Raw genomic sequence first — 24,039 nt, forward strand, 5'->3', positions numbered from 1 at the left:
CTCGTCCTAGGGTGGCAAGCGCACGCCGCGCCCTAGGGAGGACCGCCATGCGGATGATCTTCGTGAACCTGCCGGTGAAGGACCTGGAAGCGACGAAGCGCTTCTACACGGGCCTCGGCTTCGAGCTGAACCCGCAGTTCACCAGCGACCAGTCGGCCGCCGTCGTCATCGAAGAGAACATCGTCTTCATGATGCTGACCCACGACCACTTCAGCCAGTTCCTGAAGGGCGGGATCGCCGACGTGTCGAAGGACAAGGAGGCCCTGATCTGCCTCTCGGCCAGCGGCCGCGAGGAAGTGGACGGCTTCCTGCAGAAGGCCCTGGCCAACGGCGGCTCCGAGTGGATGCCGGCCCAAGACCACGGCTTCATGTACGGGGTCAGCTTCCAGGACCCGGACGGCCACGTGCTGGAAGTCATGTGGATGGACCCCGCCGCCGTCGAGCAGGGCGCCCACATGGAGATCGAGCTGGCCTAGGCCGCCTGGCGCTTCTCGGCGGCGCCGGCGATGCGGGCGCGGGCGATTTCGTTCGCGACCTCGTGCGTCGGGCGGCGTTCGTGGGCAGCCTGCTCCAGCACCTCCTCGAGGGTCTGGGCGAGGCGGTCGAGCTTGGCGTCGACCCAGGCCGGATCGAAGGCCTCGTCGCGCTCGAGGGCGCGGATCTCGCCGGCGACGTTGATGATGCCGCCGCCGTTGATGACGTAGTCCGGCGCGTAGAGGATGCCGCGCTGGAAGAGAGCGCGGCCGGCCTCGGCGTCGGCGAGCTGGTTGTTGGCGCCGCCGGCGATCACCCGGACCTGCAGGCGGGCCAGGGTGTCGACGCTGACCGCGCCGCCCAGGGCGCAGGGGGCGAAGACGTCGGCGGGCACGTCGAAGATGGCCGAAGGCGCGACGGCCTGGGCGCCAGTGGCCGCGGCGACGCGGTCCACCGCCTCGCGGTTCACGTCGGCGATGATCAGCTTGGCGCCGGCCGCGTGCAGCTTCTCGGCGAGGTAGGCGCCGACGTGGCCTACGCCCTGGATGGCGACGGTCACGCCGTTGAGGTCGCGGCCCAGCGCCCGGCGGACGCAGAGCCGTACGCCGCGGAAGATGCCTTCGGCCGTAACCGGGCTCGGATCGCCCGAGGCGGCCGGGTGGCCTTCGAGGCCTGCGACGTAGCGGGTGTGCTTGCGGGCGTGCATCAGGTCGGCGGGCGAGACGCCGACATCCTCCGCGGTCCAGTAGCGGCCGCCCACGGCCTCGACGGCGGCGCCGAAGGCCTCGAACAGCGCGGGGGTCTTCTGGGTGCGGCTGTCGCCAATGATCACGCTCTTGCCGCCGCCCAGTTCCAGGTCGGCCATGGCGTTCTTGTAGGACATGGCGCGCGACAGCTTCAGCGCGTCGGTCAGCGCGTCCTCGGCGCTGGCGTAGGGCCACATGCGGCAGCCGCCGGCGGCCGGGCCTCGGGCGGTGGAGTGGACGGCGATGATGCTCTTCAGGCCGGTTTTCTCGTCGAAGAAGGCGTGGACGCCTTCATGGCCCTCGAAAGCCGGAGAATCGAACAAGGTCATGCCGCACTCTTTGCCTTGAGACGCAATGTTTTCGCGCCAGCCTCTACGCCCTGGCGACACACCTCACAACCCCGCAGCGTGGCGTTCGGCTCCTTTCGGGACCGCGGCCGTCGTCGGGATGGGCGGCGCGCCGGAGGGAAGAGGAGCGTCCTTGTCCCTGAGGAAAGCAAGGATGTCGGCCCAGACCACCGGTCCCTGGAGGTCGCGGGTCAGCAGGTGGTGGCCGTTGGCGTAATAGGCCGTCCGCTGGCCGGGTTTCAGCGCCGCGGCGGCCCGGAAGGCGGCGTTCTTCGGGATGATCTGGTCCTTGGCGCCGTACAGGTAGAGCGTCGGCGCGCGGACCTCGCCCACGCTGTCGGCGCCGTCGTCCATCAGCCCCACGAGCCCATAGAGGGTGTCGGAACGGGCGCCCCAGATCATCAGCGGGTCGCGGCCCATGGCGATCAGTTCCGCGCGGTTGTCGGTTGGCGTGATCTTGGAGGTGAGCCAGCGCGGCGGGGTGTAGACCTTCGAGGCGGTGAAGTTGGCCGCCAGCCACAGCAGGGTCTTGTTCGGCAGCGGCTGGTCGCGCCAACCCCAGACGGCCGGCGCCAGCAGGACCAGCCGATCGGCGGCGGGCGGGCGGTCGCTGGCGAACGCCGCGGCGGCCAGCGCGCCGCCCATGCTCTCGCCCGCGACGGCGATCAGCGCGTTTGGATGCCTGGCCCGGGCCAGCGCCACGACTGTCCGCAGATCCTCCATCATCAGCTCTTCCCCGGCCCAGATGCCGCGGCCGGGGGAGCGGCCGAAGCCGCGCTGGTCATAGGCGTAGGTCGTAACCCCCTGCTCCGCCCACCACGGCGCCGCCAGGTGGAAGGCGTTGGAGTAGTCGTTCATGCCGTGGAGTGCGACGATCACCGCCCAGGGTTCGCCCTGCGCCTCCCATTTGCGAAGGCCGAGCAGCGCCCCGTCGAAGCTCGCGACCACGTCGCCGCCGATGTAGGGCCCGCGATAGCCGGCCGGCGGCTGGGCCGGCGCCTGCACCGCCATGCTCGAGCAGGCGCCGAGCAGGAACAGCGAGACCAGGAGGGCGGCGAGGCGCGTCATGGCGGCAGGAACGCCTATTCGTCCCCGTCGGTGTCGGCGATGGCGGCGGGGATCTGGTCGCCCTCCATCGGAAGCCGCATGCGCCAGACGCCTTTGAACTTCTCGGGGTTCACGGGCTTGTTGTGGCGCAGGATCCGCAGACGGTCGGCGCGCGCCAGACCGACGGCCACCGGCTTCACCTTGCCGAGCTCGCGCCGCCAGCCTGCGGGGTCCACCGCCTTGGCCACGTCCTCGGGCGAGACCGACTTCCCAGGCGCGACCTTGCCCAGCAGGTCGAAGATGGCGTTCTCGACCTCCTGGCTCATCACCCGCCCCGCTTCATGGTCTCGCGGGCGATGATCACCTGCTGGATCTGGCTTGTGCCTTCGTAGATCCGGAAGATGCGCACGTCGCGGTAGAAGCGCTCGATGCCGTATTCGGTGATGTAGCCGGCGCCGCCGAAGATCTGCACCGCCTTGTCGGCCACGCGCCCGACCATCTCGGAGGCGAAGTACTTGGCCGCCGCGCCTTCCATGGTGACGTTCTGGCCGGCGTCGCGACGGCGGGCGGTCTCGAGCGTTAGGGCCCGGGCGGCCAGCGCCTCGGTCTTGCAGTCGGCGATCATCCCCTGGACGAGCTGGAAGCCCGACAGCGCTTGGCCGAACTGCTTGCGCTCGGCGGCATAGGCCACGCTGTCGGCGATCAGCCGCTCGGCGACGCCGACGCACAGGGCGGAGATGTGCAGCCGCCCCTTGTCCAGCACCTGCATGGCCACCTTGAAGCCCTCGCCCTCGGCTCCGATCAGGTTCTCGGCGGGCACGCGGACGTTGTCGAAGACGACGTCGCAGACGTGGGCGCCCTGCTGGCCCATCTTCTTCTCGGGCTTGCCGACGCTGAGACCGGGCGTGTTCCGCGGCACGAGAAAGGCGGATACGCCGCCGGCGCCGGGCTTCGACGCATCGGTGCGGGCCATCACCGTGAAGAGGTCGGCCTTGTTGGCGTTGGTGATGTAGCGTTTGGCGCCGTTCAGCACGTAGTGATCGCCGTCGCGCGCCGCGCGGGTCTGGACCGAGGCGGAATCCGAACCGGCCTCAGGTTCGGTCAGGGCGAACGAGGTGATGATCTCGCCGGACGCGATCCCCGGCAGGTACTTCTGCTTCTGATCCTCGGTGCCGAACATCACCAGCGCCTGCGAGCCGATGCCCACGTTGGTGCCGAAGGTCGAGCGGAAGGCGGGGCTGGTGCGGCCCAGTTCGATGACCACCAGGCACTCGTCCTCCATGGAGAGGCCGAGGCCGCCGTACTCCTCGGGGATCGAGAGGCCGAAGAGACCCAGGCCCTTCATCTCCTCGACGACGTCGTCGGGCATGGCGTCGTCTTCCGCCACCTTGGCCTCGAGCGGGCGCAGCCGTTCGGTGACGAAGCGGCGGACGGTGTCGATGAGCTGGTCGCGGGTCTCGGCGTCGAGCGCCATGTGGCGGTTCCCCCTATTGGCAGGCTTTGGTGACGACCGCTTCCTTGAAGCGGCCCAGGCCGACGGCGACGATCGGCGCGCGCCAGGTTTCGATATGCACGCTACGCGGGGGCAGCGAACAGGAGACGGGCGCGGGCGACGGGTTCAGCGTCTTGTCCTTCCCCAGGATCAGCGCCATCGCCCGGTAGTCGAGCGGCTTGCCGGTGCGGTTCCAGATCTTCAGGACCGTGGCCCGCTTCTCGGCCGAACCGTCCAGGGCGGCGGCGATCTGGCCCTCGGGCGGCGGGGCGAAGGTCTCGGTCACGGTCCCGTCGGGGTGCGCCGCGGCGAGCTGGCCCTTCTCGACCTTGAACAGCACCGGCTGCCCCTGGTCGTCCAGGCGGAACAGCGCCCGCTGGCCCAGCACGATCTGCAGGGTCTCGCCGTCGACCATGGTCTCGGGCTTGAAGCTCAGCGGCTGCGTCGGCGCGGCCTTGGCGGCGGGAGCCTTGGGCGCGGTCGCAACGGGCTCAGCCGGCGCGGCCACGGCGAGGGCGAGGAGGGTGGAGAGGATCATCACGCTTACTTGGCTCCCGGATGCCGGGCGGGATTGGTGCAGGTCACCGCATTGGTGTCCCGCATGCGTACCTCATACAGCTGCACGCCGGCGGCGCCACTGGCCGGCCAGTCCTGATAGTCGGTGAGCAGCGGCAGGATCGTGCACGCGCTGACGGGGCGCATGTCGGGCCGGGCGGCAGGACCGCTGAGCAGCTGAGCCCGCAGGTCGAAGGCGCGGGCCAGGCCGCTCTCGGTCTTCAGCCAGAGGCGGTCGCGCTCGCGGCCGACGAGGAAGATCGCCACGCCCTGCGGCGGGTCGTCGAATTTCCCCTGCCCCGGCTTGGGCGGCAGGACGTCGGACTCGGGAGCCGGGACGACGGACACCAGTTCCGGCCTCCCGTCGGCGTCGAAGCGGACCGTCACCCGTTCGCCGGCCCACAGGCGCAGCGCGCCGTCGGCCGTGACCTGCGACCGGACCTCGGCCGCGGCGGGCGTGGCGGCGAGCGCCGCCAGCAGGACGGCCGCCGCCCGCGTCATGCCCTGGCGAGCGCCAGAGCCGAGCCCTGGCCCACGCCCACGCACATGGTGGCCAGCGCGCGCTCGCCGCCGCGTTCCTTCATCGCCCGTGCAGCGGTGAGCGCCAGCCGCGCGCCGGACGCGCCCAGGGGGTGGCCGATTGCGATGGCGCCGCCGTGCGGGTTCACGTGCTCGGCGTCGTCGGGCAGGCCCCACGAGCGGGTGCAGGCCAGGCCTTGCGCCGCGAAGGCCTCGTTCAGCTCGACCACGTCGAAGTCACGGGCGCTGACGCCCAGCCGGCCGGTCAGCCGCTCGACCGCCGGGATCGGGCCCACGCCCATGATCCGCGGCGCGACGCCGCCGGACGCGCCGCCCTCGATCCGGGCCAGGGGCTCAAGGCCGTACTTCCTCACGGCTTCTTCCGACGCCAGCACCAGGGCCGCCGCGCCGTCGTTGACGCCGGAGGCGTTGCCGGCGGTGACGGTGCCGTCCGGGCGGACGATGGGCTTCAGCGACTGCAGCGCCTCGAGGGTGGTCTCGGGCCGCGGATGCTCGTCCTGGCTGACCACGACGTCGCCCTTGCGGTCCTTGATGGTGATCGGCGCGATCTCGCCGTCGAAGAAGCCGCGCGCCCGGGCGGCGCCGACACGCTGCTGGCTCCGAAAGGCGAAGGCGTCCTGCGCCTCACGTTCGATCTGGTAGTCGGTGGCGACGTTCTCCGCGGTCTCCGGCATGGAGTCGACGCCGTAATCCTTCTGCATCTTCGGGTTCACGAACCGCCAGCCGATGGTGGTGTCGAAGATCTCGGCGCTGCGCGAGAACGCGCTGTCGGCCTTGCCCATGACGAATGGCGAGCGGGTCATGCTCTCCACACCGCCGGTGATGACGAGATCGGCCTCGCCCACCGCGATCTGCCGGGCGCCGGCGATCGTCGCGTCCAGGCCCGAGGCGCAGAGGCGGTTGACGGTGATGCCGGGCGTGCGGTCGGGCAGGCCCGCCAGCAGCAGCGCCATGCGCGCGACGTTGCGGTTGTCCTCGCCGGCCTGGTTGACGCAGCCGTAGATCACCTCGTCCACCGCTTCCCAGTCGAGGTTGGGCAGGCGCTCCATCAGCACCTTCAGCGGGTGGGCCGCCAGGTCGTCGGCCCGCACCTTGGCCAGCGCGCCGCCGTAGCGCCCGATGGGCGTGCGGGCGCCCGTGCAGAGATAGACGGTCCGGCCTTGCATCCTGGCTCCTCGGAAGGCTTGTAAGCGGGCCGGCAAACTAGTGTTTGAAAGTTCGGTCTGCAAACGGTTCGGAACGAGGTCGAGGGGCGATGGACGGCGGCGACGAAGAGCACAACTACACCTCGCACCTGGCGCAGGTGACGGAAGGCGAGTGGGCCGGGTGGTCCTACTATCCTGGCGGCGATCCTTACGAAGACCTCGCGGGGCCCTTCTATTTCCAGGACCGGCCGACGGGGCGCGTCTGCGCCTTCCGCGCCGAGAAGAAGCACATGAACGGGGGCATGTTCCTGCACGGCGGGTGCATGATGACCTTCGCCGACTTCGCCCTCTTCGTGCTGGCCCGCGACGCGCTGGAGAACAGCATGGCGGTGACGGCGACCTTCAACGGCGAGTTCGTGGGCTCGGCCGGGATCGGCGACCTGATCGAGTGCACCGGCGAGGTCGTGAAGGCCGGCCGCAGCATGATCTTCATGCGGGGGCTGATCGTGAACGCCACCCGCGGCGGCGATCCGATGATGAGCTTTTCGGCGGTGCTGAAGAAGGTCGGCAAGCGCCCGGCGTGACGCCGGACGCCGGTTCGCCTCAGGCCGCCCGCTGCGGCATGCCGGCGGCGGCGGCGGGGCGATCCCTCATCGCCGCATGCCAGCGGCCGACGTTCTTCAGCTCTTCCGGCGGCCCCACCTTGATCAGCCGGCCGAAGTCGAGGCCGGTGAAGGCGACGATGTCGGCGATGCTCAGGCGGTCGACGGCCAGCCACTCCTGATCGGCCAGGCGGCGGTCCAGCACCTTCAGGGCGCGGAGGCTGGCGTCAAGGTTGTACTGCCCCACCTCGGCGTTCTGCTGCTCCAGCTTGCCCATCATGGGATGGGTATGGCGCACGCCCAGCATCATCGGCGTCGCGACCAGCATCTCGGCCCGGCGCATCCACATCTCGATCACGGCGACCTCTTCGGGCGTGCGGCCGAACAGGTTCGGCTCCGGATAGCGGCTCTCGAGGTAGCGACAGATGGCGATCGACTCGGTGATGCAGGTCCCGTCGTCCAGCTCGAGCATCGGGACGTTCGCGAGGCCCGCCTTGGAGAGATACTCCGGCGTCTTGTGCTGGCCTTCCATGAGGTTGAGCACCACGACCTCCAGGTCGTCGATGCCCTTCTCCGCCATGAACCAGCGGACCCGGCGCGGATTGGGCGCAAGCGGCGTGTCGTAAAGCTTCATGGCGGACCTCCCTTTGGCCTTCAGCCCAAAAGAGTACGCCCGGTCACTTTCCGGTCAAGCTCGGAAGTCGCGCCTGCATCAGCCGAACAGGTTGGTCGGCAGGAGGCCCACGATGGAGGCGGTAAGGCAGGTGGCGAGGAAGCCGGCGAACATCGCTTTCCAGACCATGCCCACCACTTCGTTGCGCCGTTCGGGCACGAGCACCGAATAGCCCGCAAGGTTGATGCCCACGGAGGCGACGTTGGCGAAGCCGCACAGCGCATAGGTCATCAGCACGCGCGAACGCTCGTCCATCTCGGTCACCGGAATGGCGCCCATCCGGATGAAGGCGGTGAACTCGGTCAGCACCAGCTTCACGCCCAGCAGCGAACCGGCGGTGGAGGCGTCGTGCCACGGCACGCCGATGGCCCAGGCCAGGGGCGCGAAGATGAAGCCGAGGATCCGCTCGACCGACAAGGGGCCGCCGGCGATGTCGGGGAAGGCTCCCAGGATCAGGTTCACCATGGCGATGAGGGCCACGAAGACGATGAGCGTCGCGCCGACGTTCAGCACGATCTGCAGGCCGTCGGTGGTGCCCTTGATCAGGGCGTCGATGGAGCTCTCGTAGCGCTTGGCGGCGGCGGGGTCGTAGGCCTGGGCCTGCTCCACGTCGGGGTCGCGCGGCACGATGACCCGGGCCAGTAGGACGCCCGCCGGCGCCGAGACGATGGAGGCGGTCAGCACGTGCGCGGCGGCGTTCGGCAGGACGTCCTTCAGGATCGTGGCGTAGGCCACCATCGTCGAGCCCGAGACGCAGGCCATGCCGACCGCGATCAGCATGAACAGTTCCGACCGCGAGAGCCCCGCGAGGTAGCTGCGAATGAAGATCGGGCCTTCCACCTGGCCCATGAAGACGGTGGCGGCAGTCGCCAGCGCGGGCGGGCCGCGCAGGCCCATGGTGCGTTCGAAGACGACGCCGAAACCCCGCGTGACCCAGACGAGGATGCGCCAGTGCCAGAGGAGCGCCGCCAGCGCGCAGACCACCAGGATCACCGGCAGCACGCGGAAGGCGAAGACGAACATCGAGCCGGGGTCGGTCAGCGGATAGGGCTGGTTCGGCGTGCCGGCCAGGAAGCCGAACACGAAGGCGACGCCGGCCTGGGTCGAGGCGGCGAGGCCGTCCACCGCCTGGCCGACGCCCTGGAGGGCGACGCGCAGGGCCGGCAGGCCGAAGAGGGCCAGCACCAGCACGCCCTGCACGAGGATCGCGCCGACGGCGAGCTTCCAGGGGAACCTGCGGCGGTTCTCAGAGATGGCCCAGCAGAGGCCGAGGACCAGCGCCACACCGACCAGACTCTGGGCGTTCGCGAGACTGAACATGCACCCCCCGATGCGCCGCCGGCCCCGGGGAGCTTCCCGAGTCAGGCGGCCATCGGACGATAGAAGACGCCAGACGGCCCGCGACGCAAGCCGGCTCGGCGCCCCGGAACCCTAGAGGTTGACCATGGAGAGGCCGCGCTCGTCGTAGCGGGCGCCTTCCACGGCGGTCTCCGGCACCGCCGCCTCGATGGCGGCGAGGTCGTCGGCCGAGAGCACGACGTCGACCGCGCCGACGTTCTCCTCGAGCCGCGAGGGCTTGGTCGTGCCGGGGATCGGCACGATGTCCGGCGCCCGCGACAGCAGCCAGGCCAGCGCGAGCTGGGCCGGCGTGACGCCCTTCTCGCGGGCGAGGCCGGTCAGCGTCTCCACGAGCGAGAGGTTCTTCTCCAGCGCGCCGTCGCGGAAGCGCGGCATGAAGCGGCGGAAGTCGTTCTCGGCGAGGGCGTCCTTGCCGGTCACCGCGCCGGCCAGGAAGCCGCGGCCCAGCGGGCTGTAGGGCACGAAGCCGATGCCGAGTTCACGGGTCACCGGCAGAACGGTCTTCTCCGGATCGCGGGTCCACAGCGAATACTCGGACTGCAGCGCGCTGACCGGATGCACGGCATGCGCCCGGCGGATGGTCTCGGGGCCGGCTTCCGAGAGGCCGAAGTAGCGGACCTTGCCCGCCTTCACGAGCTCGCCCACCGCGCCGGCGACATCCTCGATCGGCACGTTGGGATCGACCCGGTGCTGGTAGAAGAGGTCGATCACGTCCACCCCCAGCCGCTTCAGAGAGGCGTCGGCGACGGCGCGAATGTTCTCCGGGCGGCTGTTGGTGCCGGTCGGACGACCGGCCGCGCGGGCCGCCTCCAGGTCGAAGCCGAACTTGGTGGCGATCTGGACCTTGCCGCGGGCGTCCCCCAGGCCTTGGCCGACCAGCACCTCGTTGGTGGTCATGCCGTAGATCTCGGCGGTGTCGAAGAAGGTTATCCCGAGATCCAGCGCGCGCCGCAGGACCGCCGTCGCCTGCGCCTCGTCGAGGGGCGCGTTGTAGACGCCGGAGAGGCCCATGCAGCCGAAGCCGATGGCCGAGACCTCGAGACCTTGAGTTCCGAGCTTGCGGGTCTGCATGGGAAGCTCCTTCGCGATGTGGGGAAGCGGCGCCGCCGCGCGCTTGAATCTGGGGCGGCGGATGAGCTCCGGCAATCCCCGGCGCCGCATTACGAAGGTTTAATCGGCCCGCCCGCATCCGGCCACGGTTGCGGCGGCCTCTTTCTCACGTGAAGCGCGACATTCGCGCCGAGCTTGGGAAGGGGCGGATCCGCCATGTCGCTGGCCTTGGCCACACTGATCTACGAGTGGCGGCGCTACACCGCCGCCGTGGTCGCGCTCGCGTTCTCGGGGCTGCTGATCCTGGCGCAGGTCGGCATGTTCGTCGGCATCGTAAAGGGCGTGACCGCCACGCTCGAGCGCAGCCGCGCCGACCTGATGATCCTGCCGGCCAAGATGGAGAGCCTGATCAACTCCGGCGGCGGCAGCCTGCCGGCGCGCCTGCAGCCGCAGATGTACCTGCATCCCGAGATCACCGAGGTGGCCGCCTGGGATATCGAAGGCGGCCGCTGGGTGAACCAGCCCAAGGACGGCGGCAAGGCCGTCACCACCTATGTCGACGTCAACATGGTCGACACCCGGCCGGGCGCCGTGACCCTGCCGATCGACTATACCGAGGCGACGCGGCTCGCGCTGATGGAGCCCTATGCCGTCGCCATCGACCGCAGCCAGCTCAAGCGGCTGGGCGTGAAGCTGGGCGACTCCGCCTCGCTCAACGGCAAGACCGTCCGCGTGCGGGCGATCCTCGACGGGTATCCGAACATCAACAACGCCGCGGTGGTGGCCTCGCGCGACACCATCCGCCTGCTCGGCTTCAACAAGGACCAGTCCAAGACCGGGCCCCTGATGGTGCGGATCAAGGATCCGTCGCGGGCGGTGATCGTGCGCGACCAGCTCAACGCCACCGCCAAGGGCGCTTACCGCGCCTGGACCCGGGAGGAGCTGCGCGCCGCCAACGAGGGCGCCCTGATGTCGGAGCAGATCATCGGCATCTTCATCGGCTTCTCGGTCTTCCTGGGCTTCCTGATCGGGGTCGGCATCACCTCGCAGACGCTGCGCGGCGCGATCCTGTCCTCGATCAAGGAGTTCGCGAGCCTCCGGGCGCTGGGCGTCTCCATGGGTTCGCTCCGGATGATCGTCATGGAGCTGTCGGTGTGGGTGGGCGTCGTCGGCCTTGCCGCCACGGGCCTCTTCACCTTCGGCGTCTACCTCCTGGCCAAGAACGGCGGGATGCCCATGGGCTTCCCGGCGCCCTGGGTGATCGGCGTCTCGACCCTGCTGCTCGTGATCTCTGGCGCGTCCGGCCTGCTGGCCCTGGGCGTCCTGAAGAAGAGCCAACCTGCGGACCTGCTGCGATGAGCTCGAACAAGACCGCCATCCAGGCGCACGGCGTCTACAAGCGCTTCAAGACGGGCCGCACGCACATCGAGGTGCTGAAGCGGGTCGACTTCGACGCCGCGCACGGCGAGGTGACCATGGTCATGGGCCCGTCGGGCTCGGGCAAGTCGACGCTGGTGGCCGCACTGTCGGGGCTGCTGAAGCCCGACGAAGGCAGCGTCCGCGCCCTCGACAGCGACATCTGGAACCTCCGCTCGGGCAAGCTGGACCGCTTTCGCCTCGACCACTGCGGCTTCATCTTCCAGGGCTTCAACCTGTTCTCGGCGCTGACCGCGCTGCAGCAGGTCGAGATCATCCTGAAGTACCAGGGCCACCCGAAGGCGGTCGCCCGCGAGAAGGCGACCCTGGCGCTCGAGGAAGTCGGCCTTGGCAAGCGGCTCAACTCGCGTCCCGCCGAAATGTCGGGGGGCGAGAAGCAGCGGGTGGCCATCGCCCGCGCCCTCGCCAAGGACCCGCGCCTGGTCTTCGCCGACGAGCCGACCTCGGCCCTCGACGGCGAGAACGGCCAGATCGTCATCCGCCTGCTGCAGCGCGCCGCCAAGCAGCACGGCGCCGCCGTGATCTGCGTGACCCACGACCCGCGCCTGGAAGCCTACGCCGACCGCATCATCCACCTGGAAGACGGGAACATCCTCGAAGACCGTCGCGCCGCTCCGGCCGCCGCGCCCGTCGCCGACCCCCGCCCCGAACCCGAGCTCGTTGGAGCCTAGAGAGCCATGCCCGCCCTTTTCCGTAACCGCTTCGTCTGGATCGCCGTCCTCGTCCTCGTGCTCGGCGGCGGCGGCTTCATGTTCGTGTCCAGCCAGGCCAAGGCCAAGAAAGAGGCTGAGGCCAAGGCCGCCGCCGAGGTGAAGCCCAGCCCCTTCGCCGCCGTCGCCAACGGCAAGGCCGACGTGGAGGGCGGGATCATCCAGGTGGCCGCCCGCCGCGCCGGCGTCGTGCGCGACGTGCTGGCCCAGGAGGGCGACGACGTGGTGAAGGGCCAGATCCTGGCCCGCCTCGAGGACGACGAGCCGCGCCTGCAGTCCGAGCGCGCGGCGGCCGAAGTCCGCCAGGCCCGCGCCGCGCTGGCCCTGCTCGAGGTGCAGCTCTCCGCCGCGCAGCGTGAGGAACGCCGGATGCAAGGCCTCGCGCCTTCCAACTTCGTGGCCGCGCAGAAGCTCGACCAGGCCCGCGACGGCGTGCGCGAGGCCCAGGCCCGGATCATGGCCCAGCAGGCGGTGGTCGCCACCGCCGAGGCGCGCCTGAACGAGGCCCGCTACGACCAGGAGCTCAGCATCATCCGCGCCCCGGCCGACGGCCGGATCGTCCGCCGCTACGCCAATCCCGGCGCCGGCGCCTCGACGCTGAACGTCTCCAACATGTTCGACCTGGAGCCCCGGGCCGGCCGCATCGTCCGCGCCGAGATCGCCGAAGGCGCCCTGCCCTATGTGGCGGTCGGCCAGACGGTGACCATGTCGCCCGAGAGCGACCCGACCAAGACGTTCAACGGCCGCGTCCTGCGCCGCGCGGCGGTGTTCGGCGCCCGCAAGCTGCAGTCCGACGACCCGAACGAGCGCACCGACGACCGCGTGGTCGAGGTGGTGGTCGACAGCTCGGGCGCGCCGTTCCTGATCGGTCAGCGCGTCCTCGTTAAGTTCATGCGTCAGCAACAGGCCCAAGGGCCCGAGCGCACCCCGACGGCGCCGCAGGGCTAGGTTCCCCAAGCACCCTGACCCCCGCGCGCCCGCCTCCCCCGTCCGTCCTGGTGACGGGGGAGGCCTCCTTTTTACCGATTACACCGCACTGCACGTCAGCTTGACGCCCTCTTCGCCGCGCCGCACAACGCGCGCCGAATTGCGAACACCTGTTCAAGAGGGACATGCAAATGGCGGACATCCGCTTCGACGGCAAAGTGGCCATCGTCACGGGCGCAGGCGGGGGCCTCGGCCGCCAGCACGCCCTGGAGCTCGCTCGGCGCGGCGCGAAGGTCGTCGTCAACGATCTCGGCGGTTCGGTCGACGGCTCGGGCGGCGGTTCTGACGCGGCCAACAAGGTCGTGGAAGAGATCAAGGCGCTGGGCGGCGAAGCGATCGCCAACGGCTCGTCGGTGACCGATGACGCCGGCGTGGCGCGGATGGTCAAGGACGCCATGGACGCCTGGGGCCGGATCGACATCCTGGTCGCCAACGCCGGCATCCTGCGGGACAAGACCTTCGCCAAGATGGAGCTGCCCGACTTCCAGGTGGTGGTCGACGTCCACCTGATGGGCACGGTGAAGCCCGCGAAGGCCGTCTGGGAGATCATGCGCCAGCAGAACTACGGCCGGATCGTCGTCACCACCTCGTCGACCGGCCTGTACGGCAACTTCGGCCAGGCGAACTACGGCGCGGCCAAGCTGGGTCTCGTGGGCTTCATGAACACCCTGAAGCTCGAGGGCCAGAAGAACAACATCCACGTCAACGCCATCAGCCCGGTGGCCGCCACGCGGATGACCGAGAACCTGATGCCGCCCCAGGTGCTGGAGCAGCTGAAGCCCGAGTACGTGACGCCGGGCGTGGTCTTCCTGTGCTCGGACGAAGCCCCGACGGGCACGGTGCTGACCGCCGGCGCCGGCGCCTTCGCGGTGGCCCGGATCGTCGAAACCGAGGGCCTGTACCTCGGCCACGAGGCCACCGTCGAACAGGTCCGGGACAACTTCGCCAAGATCGCCGACGCGGCCGGCCAGCAGGCCTACATGAACGGCGGCGAGCAGACCGCGAAGTTCTTCCGCAAGATGCAGGGCGGCTAAGCCCCGCTTCGGCGAGCCATGAGATTGGGAGGCCCGTCTCGCGAGAGGCGGGCCTCTTTCGTTTCCGCCACATCCGCGCCCGTTTCGCGACCGTAATCTGTTTGAGCTTGCGTGCGGCTGACCGATCGCGCGTAACCTGAACGGGCGCGTCCGGCAGAGACGCCGTGTCGAGGAGGATGGTTGGTGACGAAGGCGAAGTCTGGAACCTCGGCCGGCCATCTCAGTCCGCTTACCGTGCTGGCCTTCGCCAGCGCCAGCATTCCGATCCAGGCCCTGGTGATCGCCATCGCGGTGCATCTGCCGCGCTATTTCGCGACGCACGTCGGCCTGTCTTTGGCTGTGGTCGGCGCGGCCTTCGCGATGGTCCGGCTGATCGACATCCCCATCGACGTCCTGCTTGGCATGGCGATGGACCGGACCCGGACACGGTTCGGCCGCTATCGCGTCTGGCTGGTGGCGGGCGTGCCGGTGATGATGTTCGGGCTGTGGCTGATGCTGCAGGCGGACGTGGGCACAACCCAGCTCGCGCTTTCTGGAATCCTGCTCTTCACCTACATCGGCTACTCGATGGTCTATCTCTCGCACCTCGCCTGGGGCGGCGTGCTGGGGCCGACCTACGAACAGCGCAACCGCGTGTTCGGCGCGGTGATCGGCCTGGGCGTTGCGGGCGCCGTGGCGGTCCTCGTCATCCCGATCCTGATGCAGCAGCAGGGGGCCTCCGACGCCGAGGGCGTGCGGGCCATGGTCTGGTTCATCATCGCCGCCCTGCCCGTCACGGCGCTGCTGGTGCTGGCCACCACGCGCGAGCCGATCACGGTTGAGACGGGCAAGAAGTTCGCCTTCCGCGACTACCTCACCCTCCTGAAGCATGGGAACGTGCTGCGCCTGCTGGGCGCCGACTTCGCCGCGACGGCCGCGCCGGGCTGGATGGCGGCGCTCTACCTCTTCTACTTCCAGGACAGCCGCGGCTTCGGCGTGGTCGCCGCCAACACCCTGCTGATGATCTATGTGGCCGCGGGCTTCGCCGGCGCGCCGTTCGTGGCGTGGCTCGGCAACCGTATCGGCAAGCACCGGGCGCTGATGGTTACCACCACCGTCTATTCGCTTGGGCTGATCATCGTGCCGTTCCTGCCGGCGGGGAATTTCTGGGCCTTTGCGCCCGGCATGTTCCTGGTCGGCGCTATGGCGGCCGGCTTCCTGGTGATGATCCGGGCGCTGACGGGCGACATCGCCGACGAGCTGCGCCTGGCGAACGGTCGCGAATGGATGGGCATGATGTATGCGATGACCATCGGCACGACGAAGATCGCCTCGGGCCTATCGGCCCTCACCTTCGTTCTGCTGGCGGCGCTGGGCTATCAGGCCGCCGAGGGCGCGGTGAACTCGCCGGAGGCGATCCGCACCCTGGAGCTGGTCTACATCATCGGGCCGATCGTGCTCTCGATGGCCGCCGGCTTCTGCTTCCTCGGCTACAAGCTGACGCCCGAGCGCCATGCCGAGATCCGCCGCCAGCTCGACGAACGGGACGCGGCCTACGCCGAGGCGCCGGGGCTGGGCTCGCTGACCGGCGACGACATGGTCGTGGTCCCGAAGGCCTAGGGCCTCAGCTTCTCGGCCATCTGCAGGAAGGCCCAGGCGGCGGGCGTATCGGGCGTGGTCGCCACCAGCGGCCGGCCGTCGTCGCAGGCCTGGCGAAGCGCGGTCTCGATGGGGATCTGGGCCAGCAGCGGCACGCCCAGGCGCCGCGCCTCCTCGGCCGCCCCGCCCTCGCCGAAGATGGCGGTGCGCGAGCCGTCCGGCCCTTCGAACCAGGCCATGTTCTCGACCACGCCCAGGATCGGCGTGCCGGTCTTGCCGAACATGGCGGCCGCGCGGCGCGCGTCGATGAGGGCGATCTCCTGGGGCGTGGAGACCACGACCACGCCGTCGAGCTTCAGCTTCTGGACCAGGGTGAGCTGGATGTCGCCGGTGCCGGGCGGCAGGTCCACCACCAGGACGTCCAGCGGCTCGGCCGCGGTTCCCCAGTTCGAGTTCATCAGGCTGCGCAGGGCCGAAGACGCCATCGGCCCCCGCCAGATGTTGGCCTGTCCCTCCTCGACGATGAAGCCGATCGACATGACCTTCACGCCCCAGGCTTCCAGCGGGTTCAGGCGCTTCTCGGCGTCGAAGGTGGGCTCCCCGTCGGCGCCCAGCATGTGCGGCGCGGAGGGGCCGTAGATGTCGGCGTCCAAGAGGCCGGCGCGCAGGCCGATCTTCGCAAAGGCCGCCGCGAGGTTCACCGAGACGGTCGACTTGCCCACGCCGCCCTTGCCGCTGGCCACCGCGATGACCTTCCGCACATGAGCCGGCCGCTCGGCCTCGGTCATCGGCGAGAGGCGCGCCTGCGGATCATCGGCGACCCGCGCCTTGCGTGACGGGGCGGTCTTGAGCTGCGGTGCGGCGGTCTCGGCGGTCAGCACCACCTGCGCCGTCTCGACGCCGGCGACGCCGGCCAGCGCCCGCTCGGCCGCCTCGCGGACGCCGCGATAGAGCTCGATGTCGTCGGCGGGGACCTCCAGCATGAACGCCGCGCGGCTCCCGCGGATCACCAGGCCGCGCACCAGGCCGGCCGCGGCCAGGCCTTGGCCCGACTTCGGATCCTCCACGGCGTCGAGCGCCTTGAGGACCACCGCTCTGTCTGGACCGGCTGGTTGGATCATGCCGCTTTGTCTTGCTTTGGTCTGGAAGGGGTCTCATATCCGGCTGACAGCGCCGGTTTACAAGCCCGCCCGGTTTACAAGCCGGCCCCGGGCTTTAAGCAAGAAGACCGCTAAGGCCCTCCAACCGAGTACGTGACCCCGGCTGATGCCCTGGAACGACAACGCCAATCCCGGTCCCTGGGGCTCGCCCCCGTCGGGCGACGGCGACCGCAACACCCCGCCGCCCCGGCGTCCGCGCAACGGCGGCGACGGCCGCCGCCCTGACGGCCCCGACCTCAACGCCGGGTTCGACCGGCTGGGCCGGCGGATGCGCGACTTCATGGGCGGGCCCGGCGGCGGCGGCGTCCGCCCCGGCGCGATCGCGGCCATCGTCGGCGCCGCCTTCGGCCTGTGGGCCCTCTCGGGCATCTATGTGGTGCAGTCGAACGAGGAGGCCGTCGTCACCACCCTCGGCGCCTATTCGCGCAACGAAGGTCCCGGCCTGCGCTATCACCTGCCGACGCCGATCGAGCGGGTTCAGAAGGTGCCGGTCACCAGCCTCCAGCGGCTGGACGTGGGCGGCGCCAGCGCCGGCGCGGCGCCGCAGGAGAGCCTGATGCTCACCGGCGACGAGAACATCATCGATCTGCAGTTCAGCGTCACCTGGCGGGTTTCCGACGCCGACCGTTTCGTCTTCACCATCCGCGATCCCGAAGGCTCGGTGAAGGCCGTGGCCGAGAGCGCCATGCGCGAGGTCGTCGGCCGGACGTCCCTCCTCGACATCCTGACCACCCGCCGCGGCCAGGTGCAGCTTGAGGCCGCGGAACTGATGCAGCGCACGCTGGACAGCTGGGGCGCGGGGGTCCGCGTGGACGAGGTGCAGATCCGCAACGCCAATCCGCCTCAGCAGGTGCGCTCCGCGTTCCTCGACGTGGTCAGCGCCCAGCAGGACCAGGAATCGGCCGTCAACGAGGCCAACGCCTACCGCAACCGCGTGATCAACGAGGCCAAGGGCGACGCCGCGCGCATCACCCAGTCGGCCCAGGCCTATCGCGAGCAGGCGGTGCGGGAAGCCACCGGCGACGCATCGCGCTTCAACGCCATCCTCAACGAGTATCGCCGGGCCCCCGGGGCGACGCGCGACCGGATCTACATCGAAACCATGCAGCGGGTGCTCCAGCGCTCCAACAAGGTGATCATCGACGGCGATGGCGCGACCGCGCCGATCATCCTGCCGCCCGACATCTTCCGTCCAAGGTCCTCGGCGGCCACGGCGTCGCCCGAGGTCCAGTCGCCCACGTCGGCGCAGGGCAGGGTCGCCCAATGAGCCGTCGCCTCTGGACCTATCTGATCTTGGGCGCCGGGATCCTCGTGGTCCTGGCCAACACGCTCTTCATCGTCGACCAGCGCGAGCAGGCGCTGGTGCTGCGCTTCGGCGAGCCGGTGCGGGTGATCAATGCGCCCGGCCGCCCCGGCGCCGGACTGAACGCCAAGCTCCCCTTCTGGGAGAACGTGATCAAGTTCGACCGCCGCAACCTCGCCCTAGAGAGCCAGCAGGAAGAGATCATCACGGCGGACCAGCAGCGGCTCGTGGTCGACGCCTTCGTCCGCTACCGCATCTCGGATCCGCTGGCGTTCTACCGAAGCCTCCGCGACGAGCGGACGGCCACGGACCGGATCGAGCGGCTGGTGAACTCCTCGCTTCGGCAGGTGCTGGGCTCGGCGCCGCAGACGGAGATCATCTCCGGCGGCCGGGGCCGGCTCATGCAGTTGGCTCGCGTCGACGTCGCCCGGCGCGCCCAGGCCTCGCGCTTCGGCATCCAGGTGATCGATGTGCGGATCCGTCGCGCGGACCTGCCGGACGAAAACCAGCCCAACGTCTTCCGGCGCATGCAGACGTCGCGTCAGCAGGACGCCGCGCGCATCCGCGCCGAGGGCGAGCAGCAAAAGCGCGAGATCATCGCCCAGGCCGATCGGGAGGTCACCGTCACCCTGGCTCAGGCTCAGGAGCAGGGTGAGACCATCCGAGGCGAGGGCGACGCCCAGCGGACGCGCATCTTCGCCCAGAGCTTCGGGCGGGACCCGTCGTTCGCCGCGTTCTGGCGTTCGATGCAGGCGTATGAGGCGAGCCTCGCCCAGGGCGACACCACGATGGTGCTCTCTCCGGACAGCGCGTTCTTCCGCTACTTCGAGCGGGGCCCCTCGGGCGCGGGCGCCAGCCGCCGCTAGCCTTCCGTCTTCGCTTGCCTGATGCACGCATCCCCAACGGCTTGACTCTCTATATGACAGATGTAATCTGACATTATTACATCTGTAGTCACGGAGGTCGTGATGCCGAAGCGTTTCCTGCTCGCCGCACTTGCGGTGCTGGTCCTCGCCACGCCCGCCGCCGCCGAGCCCCGGCGGACTCTCGTGATGGCGAGGGTGCCTGTGGACGATCTCGACCTCTCCACCGCAGCGGGCGCGCGCGCCATGCTCCACCGGCTGAACGCCGCGGCGCGCGACCTCTGCGCCTTCACGCCAAGCCCGCTGCTGCCTCGGGCGCCGGGCCTGGCCTGGCGCTGCCGCACGCAGGCCATGGCGCAGGCGGTGGAGAGACTGGAAACGCGCGAGCTGCGCCTCGCCTACGCCGAGCTGCTTACCGCAGAGCCGGGCGTGAAGCCCTAAGCCAACGCCCGGTCTAACTGGGGCTCTCCCGCCTGGCGGGGGAGCCTCCTTCTATCGCGCCTGTGCGGCGAGAAGCTCGCGGACCTCGTGCAGGTCGCGGGCGATGCGGACGCAGAGCGTCTCCATCTCCTCGGTGGGATCGAGCATGTCCGGCACCATGATGGTCATCATGCCGGCGGCCGAGGCGGCGCGGACGCCGTTGTGGCTGTCCTCCAGGGCCAGGCAGTCGGCGGGGTCGACGTCGAGGGCGGCCGCCGCCTTCAGGAACGGCTCCGGATGGGGCTTGCCCTGGGTCTGGACGTCCCGGGTAATGAGGGCTTGGAAGCGCTCCACGATGCCGTGCGGCCCCAGGCTGAGGCGCACGCTCTCAAGGCCCGAAGAGGTGGCGATGGCCCGGGGAAGGCCCGCCTGGTCCAGGTGGTCCAGGATCTCCAGGGCGCCCGCCTTCAGGGCGATGCCCGCGGCCAGCTCCTCACGGAAGTGCCGGCTGACCTCGGCCGACCACGCCGCAAGGTCGAAGCCCTCGCCGAAGTGGTCCATCAGGATCAGGTCGCTGGCCGAATGCTGCAGGCCGACCATTCGCTGGAAGGTGGAGAATGGCATCTCACGGCCGATACCGTCGGCCGTCCGCCGCATGGCGCGGTAGACCACCGTCTCGGTGTCGATCAGCAGGCCGTCCATGTCGAAGACGACGGCCTTGACGGGGCGCGGCAGGGCCATCAGTCGATCACGAACTCGTCCGCGCGGTAGCCCTGGAAGTAGAGCAGCGCGGTGAGGTCGGCGTGGTCCACCTTGGCGTCAGCCTGGGCCGCCACGATCGGCTTGGCGCGGTAGGCGACGCCCAGGCCCGCGGCCTCGATCATCGCCAGGTCGTTGGCGCCGTCGCCGATCGCCAGGGTCTCGGATAGCGGAACGGCGAGGGTCGCCGCTTCCTCCTTCAAGGCCGCGAGCTTGGCCTCGCGGCCGAGGATCGGCTCGCCGACGAGGCCGGTCAAAGCGCCCTCGCCTTCGAGAAGGGTGTTTGCGCGGTTGTCGTGGAAGCCGGCAGCCTGCGCCACCCGCGAGGTGAAGAAGGTGAAGCCGCCCGACACCAGCACGCATCGGGCGCCGTTCTCGGCCATGGTCCGCACCAGGGTCCGGGCGCCGGGGTTGAGGCGGACGCGCTCGTCGTAAGCCTGCTGGAGCGCGCCGGTGGAGAGGCCTTTCAGCATCCCGACGCGCTCGCGCAGCGCGCCCTCGAACTCCAGCTCGCCGCGCATGGCGCGCTCGGTGATGGCGGCGATCTCGGACTTCTTGCCGGCGAAGTCGGCCAGTTCATCCAGGCACTCGACATTGATGATCGTGGAGTCCATGTCGGCCACCAGCAGCCGCTTGCGGCGGCCTTCCACCGGCTGGACGCACCAGTCGAAGGGCGCGTCGGCGAAGGCGGCGGTCAGGGCTTTGCGCACGTCTTCCAAGCTGGCAGCCTCGAAGACCAGGTCCGAAGCCTGGGGCGAAAGCATCACCGAGTCGGTGATCTCGACGTCGAGGTCCGCGAGGGCTTCGGCGTAGCCGATGGAGAGGGATCCGGCCTGGGCCGGCGTGACGGTGGTGAGGACGAGCTCCATGGCGCCCCGCATCTGGCTGATCGCCGGGCCGACGGCAAGCGGCAAGTCGGCTCTGGCCCTGCGGCTGGCGGAAACCGTCGGCGCGGAGATCGTCAACGCCGACTCCATGCAGCTCTACGCCGGCCTGCGCGTCGTCACGGCGGGACCGAGCCCCGAGGAAGCGGCCCGCGCGCCGCATCACCTGTTCGGAACGGTCGATCCGGCGGATGGATGGTCGGTGGGACGATGGCTGCGGGCGGCGACCGAGGTGCTGGAGGAGATCGCGGGACGCGGGCGGCCTGCGGTCGTGGTCGGCGGCACCGGACTTTACTTCCGCGCGCTGACGCGAGGCCTCGCCGAGATTCCCGAAGTGCCGGCGGAGGTCCGCGCCGAAGCCGCGGCCGACTTTGATCGCCTGGGCGAGGACGCCTTCCGCCGCCGTCTGGCCGAGGTCGATGCCGCCGCCGCCCAACGCATCGCCCCCGGAGACCGCCAGCGCCTCGCCCGCGCCTGGGAGGTGTTCGCCGCCACGGGCCGGGCGCTCAGCGACCTGCAGCAGACGGGAGAGCCGGCGATCTCCGAGTGGCGGGCCGTGGCCCTGGAGCCGCCGCGCGAGGCGCTCTACGCGCGCTGCGACGCTCGCCTGCACGCGATGGTGCGCGACGGCGCGCTGGAGGAGGTCCGCGCGCTCATGGCCCGCGACCTCGACCCCGCCCTGCCCGCCATGAAGGCGGTCGGCGTCCGCGAGCTGGCCGCCCACCTGCGGGGTGAAACGAGCCTTGAGGAGGCGACCGCCGCCGCCCAGCAGGAGACCCGCCGGTACGCCAAGCGCCAGCTCACCTGGATGCGCGGCCAGATGGCGGACTGGCCACGGCTGACGGCTGCCGAACCTGACGAACAGTGGAGGCAGTTTCTTGCGCAGGCACCTGCCTTGACGGCCTGATCCCGGCATGTCATTTCCCTGGGCACTCTCTCCAGGGTCGTTACATGCGCAACCTTCTTGTAATCTCCGGGCGGCCGACAACGGACTGACGATAGGCGTCAGCACCGACCGGTCGCTCGTTCCCAGGCCCCTCGCGGGCCTTTTTTATTGTCCCGACAGCCAGAGCCCACACCATGACCGCCCATCAGACGATCGAAGCCGAAGCCGACACCATTTCGGGCGCCGAGATGGTGGTGCGCGCCCTCATCGACCAGGGCGTCGAGGTGCTGTTCGGCTACCCCGGCGGCGCGGTGCTGCCGATCTACGACGCGCTCTTCAACGAGCCGCGGCTGAAGCACGTGCTGGTGCGCCACGAGCAGGGGGCGACCCACGCCGCCGAAGGCTACGCCCGCTCGACCGGCAAGCCGGGCGTGGTCCTGGTCACCTCGGGCCCCGGTGCGACGAACGCGGTCACCGGCATCGTCGACGCGCTGATGGACTCGATCCCGATGGTCGTGATCACCGGCCAGGTGGCTACGCACCTGATCGGCACCGACGCCTTCCAGGAATGCGACACGATCGGCATCACCCGGCCGTGCACCAAGCACAACTACCTAGTGAAGTCGGTCGAGGACCTGCCGCGGATCATCCACGAGGCCTTCCACATCGCCACGTCGGGCCGGCCGGGCCCCGTCGTCATCGACATCCCCAAGGACGTGCAGTTCGGCAAGGCCGCCTACCAGGGGCCGAAGGAGGTCACGCACGCCCACAACTATGCGCCGCGGGTGAAGGCCGAGCCGGCCAAGATCGCCGAGGCGATGGCGATGATCGCCCGCGCCCGCAAGCCGATCCTCTACACCGGCGGCGGCGTCATCAACGCCGGGCCCCGCGCCGCGGCCCTGCTGCGCGAGTTCGCCGAACTGACCGGCGCGCCGGTCACGTCCACCCTGATGGGCCTGGGCGCCTTCCCCGCTTCGGATCCGAAGTGGCTGGGCATGGTCGGCATGCACGGCAGCTTCGAGAGCAACAACGCCATGCACGATTGCGACGTGATGGTGGCCATCGGCGCCCGCTTCGACGACCGCGTGACGGGCCGCCTGGACGCCTTCGCGCCCACCTCGCAGAAGATCCACATCGACATCGACCCGTCGTCGATCGGCAAGAATGTCCGCACCGACATCGGCGTCGTGGGCGACGCGGCCAGCGTGCTGGAAGACATGATCGCCGCCTGGAAGCAGCGGAACCTGTCGGTCGACAAGGCGGCGCTGAAGGCCTGGTGGGCGGAGATCGACGGCTGGCGCGCCCGCAACTCGTTCAGCTACCGACCCGACGCCAAGCTCATCAAGCCGCAGTACGCGATCCAGCGCCTGTATGAGCTGACCAAGGACCGCGACACCTACATCACCACCGAGGTCGGTCAGCACCAGATGTGGGCGGCCCAGTTCTACAGGTTCGAGGAGCCGAACCGCTGGATGACCTCGGGCGGCCTGGGCACCATGGGCTACGGCCTGCCGGCCGCGGTCGGCGTGCAGATGGCCCACCCCGACAGCCTGGTCATCGACATCGGCGGCGACGCCAGCGTGCAGATGACCATGCAGGAGATCTCCACGGCGGTGCAGTACGACCTGCCGATCAAGATCTTCATCCTCAACAACGAGTGGATGGGCATGGTTCGCCAGTGGCAGCAACTGCTGCACGGCGAGCGCTATAGCCATTCCTATTCGTCGAGCCTGCCCGACTTCGTGAAGCTGGCGGAGGCCTACGGCGGCGTGGGCCTGCGCGCCGAGCATCCCGACGAACTGGACGATGCGATCCGCGAGATGATCAACGTGCGCAAGCCGGTGATCTTCGACTGCCGCGTCACCAAGGAGGAGAACTGCTTCCCGATGATCCCGTCCGGCAAGGCGCACAACGAGATGATCATGGCCGAGGAAGCCCGCGACCTGGGCTCGATCATCGACGACGCCGGCAAGCGGCTCGTCTGACGG

At 69.8% G+C, this 24,039-nt stretch carries 25 protein-coding genes; 12 read left to right on the top strand and 13 right to left on the bottom strand.

Annotated elements, in window-relative coordinates; all coding sequences use genetic code 11:
• Positions 1-47 precede the first annotated feature (47 nt).
• The gene (locus ACO2Q0_RS15905) at positions 48-476 is read left to right on the top strand and encodes a VOC family protein (RefSeq protein WP_423352497.1); all 429 of its coding nucleotides are present in this window, start codon (positions 48-50) and stop codon (positions 474-476) included.
• Here ACO2Q0_RS15905 and ACO2Q0_RS15910 read toward each other — a convergent pair.
• The 7 genes from ACO2Q0_RS15910 to pcaF all read right to left on the bottom strand — a co-directional run bounded on the left by ACO2Q0_RS15910 (position 473) and on the right by pcaF (position 6,367).
• A complete protein-coding gene (locus tag ACO2Q0_RS15910; RefSeq protein WP_423352498.1) occupies positions 473-1,549 on the bottom strand; it encodes a Glu/Leu/Phe/Val dehydrogenase dimerization domain-containing protein in 1,077 nt (358 codons plus the stop codon). The genes ACO2Q0_RS15905 and ACO2Q0_RS15910 overlap by 4 nt on opposite strands.
• A gap of 63 nt (positions 1,550-1,612) precedes the next feature.
• A complete protein-coding gene (locus ACO2Q0_RS15915; RefSeq protein WP_423352499.1) occupies positions 1,613-2,635 on the bottom strand; it encodes an alpha/beta fold hydrolase in 1,023 nt (340 codons plus the stop codon).
• Between the two features lie 14 nt (positions 2,636-2,649).
• Entirely contained in the window at positions 2,650-2,940 is a 291-nt protein-coding gene (locus tag ACO2Q0_RS15920) for a DUF3253 domain-containing protein (protein ID WP_423352500.1), read from the bottom strand.
• Complete coding sequence (locus ACO2Q0_RS15925) at positions 2,940-4,088, bottom strand: acyl-CoA dehydrogenase family protein (RefSeq protein ID WP_423352501.1); 1,149 nt, start codon at positions 4,086-4,088, stop codon at positions 2,940-2,942. Before ACO2Q0_RS15925 ends, ACO2Q0_RS15920 begins: the two co-directional genes overlap by 1 nt.
• A gap of 13 nt (positions 4,089-4,101) precedes the next feature.
• On the bottom strand, positions 4,102-4,644 hold the full coding sequence (locus tag ACO2Q0_RS15930) for a hypothetical protein (protein WP_423352502.1): 543 nt from the start codon (positions 4,642-4,644) through the stop codon (positions 4,102-4,104).
• A 5-nt stretch (positions 4,645-4,649) separates the two neighbouring features.
• Positions 4,650-5,162, bottom strand: coding sequence for a hypothetical protein (locus tag ACO2Q0_RS15935; RefSeq protein ID WP_423352503.1), 513 nt, complete (start codon positions 5,160-5,162; stop codon positions 4,650-4,652).
• Positions 5,159-6,367, bottom strand: a complete 1,209-nt coding sequence (pcaF, locus tag ACO2Q0_RS15940; protein WP_423352504.1) for a 3-oxoadipyl-CoA thiolase — start codon at positions 6,365-6,367, stop codon at positions 5,159-5,161. The genes ACO2Q0_RS15935 and pcaF overlap by 4 nt, the downstream gene beginning before the upstream one ends.
• 89 nt (positions 6,368-6,456) lie before the next feature.
• On the opposite strand from pcaF, the gene ACO2Q0_RS15945 reads away from it, so the two are divergent.
• Complete coding sequence (locus ACO2Q0_RS15945; RefSeq protein WP_423352505.1) at positions 6,457-6,930, top strand: PaaI family thioesterase; 474 nt, start codon at positions 6,457-6,459, stop codon at positions 6,928-6,930.
• A 19-nt stretch (positions 6,931-6,949) separates the two neighbouring features.
• Here ACO2Q0_RS15945 and ACO2Q0_RS15950 read toward each other — a convergent pair whose 3' ends face one another.
• From ACO2Q0_RS15950 to ACO2Q0_RS15960, 3 genes are all read right to left on the bottom strand, one after another.
• Positions 6,950-7,582, bottom strand: coding sequence for a glutathione S-transferase family protein (locus ACO2Q0_RS15950; protein ID WP_423352506.1), 633 nt, complete (start codon positions 7,580-7,582; stop codon positions 6,950-6,952).
• 78 nt (positions 7,583-7,660) lie between these two features.
• Positions 7,661-8,941: a NupC/NupG family nucleoside CNT transporter gene (locus tag ACO2Q0_RS15955; RefSeq protein WP_423352507.1), complete on the bottom strand. Its 1,281-nt coding sequence runs from the start codon at positions 8,939-8,941 to the stop codon at positions 7,661-7,663.
• Positions 8,942-9,052: 111 nt separating this feature from the next.
• On the bottom strand, positions 9,053-10,051 hold the full coding sequence (locus tag ACO2Q0_RS15960; protein WP_423352508.1) for an aldo/keto reductase: 999 nt from the start codon (positions 10,049-10,051) through the stop codon (positions 9,053-9,055).
• Positions 10,052-10,246: 195 nt separating this feature from the next.
• On the opposite strand from ACO2Q0_RS15960, the gene ACO2Q0_RS15965 reads away from it, so the two are divergent.
• The 5 genes from ACO2Q0_RS15965 (at position 10,247) to ACO2Q0_RS15985 (ending at position 15,797) form a co-directional block, all read left to right on the top strand.
• Positions 10,247-11,389 carry an ABC transporter permease gene (locus ACO2Q0_RS15965; RefSeq protein ID WP_423352509.1) on the top strand — a complete coding sequence of 381 codons (1,143 nt, stop codon included), beginning with the start codon at positions 10,247-10,249 and terminating at the stop codon, positions 11,387-11,389.
• A complete protein-coding gene (locus tag ACO2Q0_RS15970) occupies positions 11,386-12,138 on the top strand; it encodes an ABC transporter ATP-binding protein (RefSeq protein ID WP_423352510.1) in 753 nt (250 codons plus the stop codon). The genes ACO2Q0_RS15965 and ACO2Q0_RS15970 overlap by 4 nt, the downstream gene beginning before the upstream one ends.
• 6 nt (positions 12,139-12,144) lie before the next feature.
• The gene (locus ACO2Q0_RS15975) at positions 12,145-13,125 is read left to right on the top strand and encodes an efflux RND transporter periplasmic adaptor subunit (RefSeq protein WP_423352511.1); all 981 of its coding nucleotides are present in this window, start codon (positions 12,145-12,147) and stop codon (positions 13,123-13,125) included.
• 170 nt (positions 13,126-13,295) lie between these two features.
• Positions 13,296-14,198: an SDR family NAD(P)-dependent oxidoreductase gene (locus ACO2Q0_RS15980; protein ID WP_423352512.1), complete on the top strand. Its 903-nt coding sequence runs from the start codon at positions 13,296-13,298 to the stop codon at positions 14,196-14,198.
• Between the two features lie 183 nt (positions 14,199-14,381).
• Complete coding sequence (locus ACO2Q0_RS15985; RefSeq protein WP_423352513.1) at positions 14,382-15,797, top strand: MFS transporter; 1,416 nt, start codon at positions 14,382-14,384, stop codon at positions 15,795-15,797.
• Here ACO2Q0_RS15985 and ACO2Q0_RS15990 read toward each other — a convergent pair.
• Positions 15,794-16,897, bottom strand: a complete 1,104-nt coding sequence (locus ACO2Q0_RS15990; protein ID WP_423352514.1) for an Mrp/NBP35 family ATP-binding protein — start codon at positions 16,895-16,897, stop codon at positions 15,794-15,796. The genes ACO2Q0_RS15985 and ACO2Q0_RS15990 overlap by 4 nt on opposite strands.
• A 145-nt stretch (positions 16,898-17,042) precedes the next feature.
• Between ACO2Q0_RS15990 and hflK the strand changes: the two genes are divergently transcribed.
• The 3 genes from hflK to ACO2Q0_RS16005 all read left to right on the top strand — a co-directional run bounded on the left by hflK (position 17,043) and on the right by ACO2Q0_RS16005 (position 19,543).
• Positions 17,043-18,203, top strand: a complete 1,161-nt coding sequence (hflK, locus tag ACO2Q0_RS15995) for an FtsH protease activity modulator HflK (RefSeq protein WP_423352515.1) — start codon at positions 17,043-17,045, stop codon at positions 18,201-18,203.
• Positions 18,200-19,105 carry a protease modulator HflC gene (hflC, locus tag ACO2Q0_RS16000; protein WP_423352516.1) on the top strand — a complete coding sequence of 302 codons (906 nt, stop codon included), beginning with the start codon at positions 18,200-18,202 and terminating at the stop codon, positions 19,103-19,105. The genes hflK and hflC overlap by 4 nt, the downstream gene beginning before the upstream one ends.
• 102 nt (positions 19,106-19,207) lie before the next feature.
• Positions 19,208-19,543, top strand: coding sequence for a UrcA family protein (locus tag ACO2Q0_RS16005; RefSeq protein ID WP_423352517.1), 336 nt, complete (start codon positions 19,208-19,210; stop codon positions 19,541-19,543).
• Positions 19,544-19,594: 51 nt separating this feature from the next.
• Here ACO2Q0_RS16005 and ACO2Q0_RS16010 read toward each other — a convergent pair whose 3' ends face one another.
• Positions 19,595-20,263, bottom strand: a complete 669-nt coding sequence (locus ACO2Q0_RS16010; RefSeq protein WP_423352518.1) for an HAD family hydrolase — start codon at positions 20,261-20,263, stop codon at positions 19,595-19,597.
• Positions 20,263-21,150: a phosphoserine phosphatase SerB gene (gene serB, locus ACO2Q0_RS16015; protein WP_423352519.1), complete on the bottom strand. Its 888-nt coding sequence runs from the start codon at positions 21,148-21,150 to the stop codon at positions 20,263-20,265. The genes ACO2Q0_RS16010 and serB overlap by 1 nt, the downstream gene beginning before the upstream one ends.
• Here serB and miaA point away from each other — a divergent pair.
• The gene (miaA, locus tag ACO2Q0_RS16020; protein ID WP_423352520.1) at positions 21,149-22,072 is read left to right on the top strand and encodes a tRNA (adenosine(37)-N6)-dimethylallyltransferase MiaA; all 924 of its coding nucleotides are present in this window, start codon (positions 21,149-21,151) and stop codon (positions 22,070-22,072) included. The genes serB and miaA overlap by 2 nt on opposite strands.
• A gap of 173 nt (positions 22,073-22,245) precedes the next feature.
• Positions 22,246-24,036: an acetolactate synthase 3 large subunit gene (locus ACO2Q0_RS16025; RefSeq protein WP_423352521.1), complete on the top strand. Its 1,791-nt coding sequence runs from the start codon at positions 22,246-22,248 to the stop codon at positions 24,034-24,036.
• Positions 24,037-24,039 lie beyond the last annotated feature (3 nt).

The sequence above is a fragment of the Phenylobacterium sp. VNQ135 genome, assembly GCF_049445735.1.
In the GTDB taxonomy this organism is placed as follows: domain Bacteria; phylum Pseudomonadota; class Alphaproteobacteria; order Caulobacterales; family Caulobacteraceae; genus Phenylobacterium.